This is a genomic window from Nocardia sp. NPDC004718 (assembly GCF_053601535.1).
Map to the genome: position 1 here is coordinate 1 of NZ_JBSGCA010000132.1, position 3067 is coordinate 3067.

The 3067-nt window shown below is 63.4% G+C and carries 3 protein-coding genes; 2 read left to right on the forward strand and 1 reads right to left on the reverse strand.

Translation table 11 applies throughout. The annotated features are described in order from the left end of the window. Positions 1–1086: 1086 nt before the first annotated feature. Positions 1087–1266: a hypothetical protein gene (locus ACWEH3_RS35855; protein WP_450026848.1), complete on the forward strand. Its 180-nt coding sequence runs from the start codon at positions 1087–1089 to the stop codon at positions 1264–1266. A gap of 94 nt (positions 1267–1360) precedes the next feature. Here the strand turns inward: ACWEH3_RS35855 and ACWEH3_RS35860 are convergent, their stop codons facing one another. Beyond that, positions 1361–2266: an IS5 family transposase gene (locus tag ACWEH3_RS35860; RefSeq protein ID WP_450026846.1), complete on the reverse strand. Its 906-nt coding sequence runs from the start codon at positions 2264–2266 to the stop codon at positions 1361–1363. 537 nt (positions 2267–2803) lie between these two features. On the opposite strand from ACWEH3_RS35860, the gene ACWEH3_RS35865 reads away from it, so the two are divergent. After that, positions 2804–3067, forward strand: a 264-nt coding sequence (locus ACWEH3_RS35865) for a hypothetical protein (protein WP_450026844.1), incomplete at its 3' end; no start/stop codon positions are given.

Sequence of the window (3067 nt, forward strand, 5' to 3'; positions counted from 1 at the left end):
GCAGCCGAGGGTGGATTCGCGTCCGATCTTCCGGTAGGAATCGCGCCCTCAGCGCAAACGAGCGGGATGGCGCAGTTCGGCACTACTTCGGGTGATCTGGGCAGGCGATCCATGACCTTCCGTCCGTTTCTGGCGTATCAAACCGACTGTCCTGCAGCGTTTCTCACCCAGACTTGATGGAACGTGTTTCAACCTGTTTGGTGTGCAACAGAATTCGTGATCAAATGGGTTCCGCCGCGCCCGAGTCCTCACAGCACCACCGGTGCGGCAACCGCAGATGGGCAGCGACCCCGGCCCCTCATCAGCCAACTGAATGGGAGCCGGGGTCGTTTCACGTGGAGGCAGCCCCGCCTTTCGCTGCCCTTGAGTTCATGCGGTCGATCAACTCATCCTGGTCGAGCTCCCGCGCCACGAACGCCAGCTTCTGCGACACAGTGAACTGTTGTCCCACATCCCCGACTCCTCGCTTGGGCTGGGCGTGCATGCGACGGACACACTTTAGTACCATTCGGTCGGTTTCTGGTTCGCTTCGAGTGCCCAGGGGCCACGCGGGGTCGGAGCCGAGCGTCGGACACACACCCGGCAAGGGTGATCGAGGCTCGGCTCCGTCGGACCCCGGCCCGCACGCGGATTACGATCCCGGGAAACCTCGCACGCCGAGCGGGGCGCCACGAATGACCGGCATCAGTTTGCGGTAGCGACTCGAGTGATCCGGCCACCTTTCGGTGATCGCCATCAGCCCCTTGCGGGGACCTGGGCGTTCGGGGCGCGCACTCCGTCCGGTCCGGTCCGGGTGCCGGAGTGCGGTTGTGAACGGGTTGCCGAATCTTGCCGTGAGGGGGTTGACATGGGGTTATGGAAGTAACACTATTGATGTGAGTGCTCACAACAATAGTCGGTTGGCCGGTCGAACCGGCCCGCACGAAACCCGGCATCGACAACGACGTCAGCAGGCCGACAAAGAAGTCGGCCACACCGGGCCGGACCGCGCAAACCCACCAACCACTCTGACCCAGGTAGCGCGCTTCTGCCAGAAATCCGGCGGTAGCGCATCGCGGCGCGCTCCTTCCGGCCTGGCTCAGAACAGTGCTGGTCGGCCGCTACCAACCGGTCAACCGCGAGATCAGGGACCTGTTGGTCAGTTATCTCACCGAGCGGCAAGCCGCGCTGGACTACAACACCCTGGACAAACTCGCCCGGTCGCTGGTGTTGCTGTTCTGGAAGAACCTCGAGCTGCACCATCCCGGCATCGACTCACTGCGGTAAATTGGCGCGACCACCCTGCGATCACCGGGCACTTCGTCAAGCCCGGGCCTAGGGAGTGTTTCGAAGTGGTGAGGGCGGGCTGTTCGGTCCGTCCTCACCCGTGTCGCAGCCACTGATTGATCGCAGCGATATGGACCGTCGCCAGATAGCGGACAGCGAGTTTGTCGTAGCGAGTGGCCACCGCCCGATGCTGTTTGAGCTGGTTGATTCCACGTTCGACAGCGTTACGGTCGCGGTAGACGACCGGATCGAACACCGGCGGCCTGCCACCGCCCGAGCCGCGGTTGCGGCGATGGCCGGCCTGGTCGGCTGGAACAGGGATCGTCACCCGGATCCCGTGCCGACGCAGCCATTCCCGATTTCCTCGACTGGAATACGCCTTGTCGGCCAGCACCCGAACCGGTCGTGATCGCGGGCGGCCACCGCCAGTCTTGGGCACCTCGATGCCGTCGAGGACCGCCGTGAAATGGGGACTGTCACCGGCCTGGCCCGGGGTGACCAGCAGCGACAGCACCCGGCAGCCCTGTTCGCAAGCCAGATGCAACTTCGTCGACCATCCGCCCCGCGACCGGCCAAGCCCGTGATCGTCGGGTTCGCGGACCACCCCTCCGGGCGGCTCGGCCTGCGCGTCACCGTCGCGGCGAGCCCCGGCGGCATGCTGATGGGCCCGCAGAATCGTCGAGTCCACGCTCACCTGCCACACGATCCGGTTCGCCGCGTCGGCGAACGCCTGCAGCAACTTCAGGATCAACGCCCACACTCCGGCGCGCTGCCAGCGCCTAAACAGGCCATACACCGCCAGCCACGACCCATACACCGCCGGGACGTCACGCCACGGTGATCCGACTCGGGTCCGCCATCGGATCCCATCGATGAGCTGCCGTTTCGTCCACTGAGGCGGTCGTCCCGCCTTCTTGTTCCGGGGCAGCAACGGTTCCAACCGGGCCCACTGGGCATCGGTCAGGTCCGCGCGCCCCGCCACCACCGCTACACTGGCCACGAGGTCTCCGGTATTCAAGGTTCTTCTTCGACAGCTGAACCAACTACCGGAGACCTCACCTACATGCCAACGCGGACAACAGATCCCGCTGAACACATTGATGGGATGCCACCGCATAGCGGTGCCATCCCATCAATTACTTCGAAACACTCCCTAGCCGCCGCCCTCCTTGCAAGGTAGCGCTGGCACCGATTTTGGACTGTCCGCGACAGACCGTCCGTGACCTGTAAGTCAGTTCGTGTGACGCTCATCACGGACTTCTCGGCCCGCGGCAGCTGATCGCTGAAGTTTGACGAATCCTTATTGTGTTGAGCCCTTTTTCTTGACGGATTCCATGCGGCCGGAGTCATAGGCTGGAAAATCGTGCGTCCCACTCCTTGGCAGGGCAAAGATTCTCGACACGAACAGGTTGACTCATTTGGTGGGCCACGACAACGGCGATGGGATAGCGCGCAGATGTGGGTCGCTCTCGGAAGAAAGTGGCTTGGGGCCGTGCTCCGCGGAAACTGGGTTCACCTGTCTGCCGCGGCCGGGTGCATGATCACATTTGTCCTGCTGTTCCAGCCGTGGCTGACCACAGGCACAGGCGGGACGGATGGTGTGATCCAAGTGAACGCCTTCGGCCGCATCCACGTGACGACCTTCTGGGTCGATCTTTGGGCGCAAACATCGGTGCCCAACCCGAGAGCCAGTGGAACATGGGGCATGGGACTGCCCCGAGTTTGGTTGACTCGTGGGTTTGGTCTTTCAGGCCGCGACTGCGGGCCGGTTTATTGTCTCAAACTCGATCGGGGTGAGCCG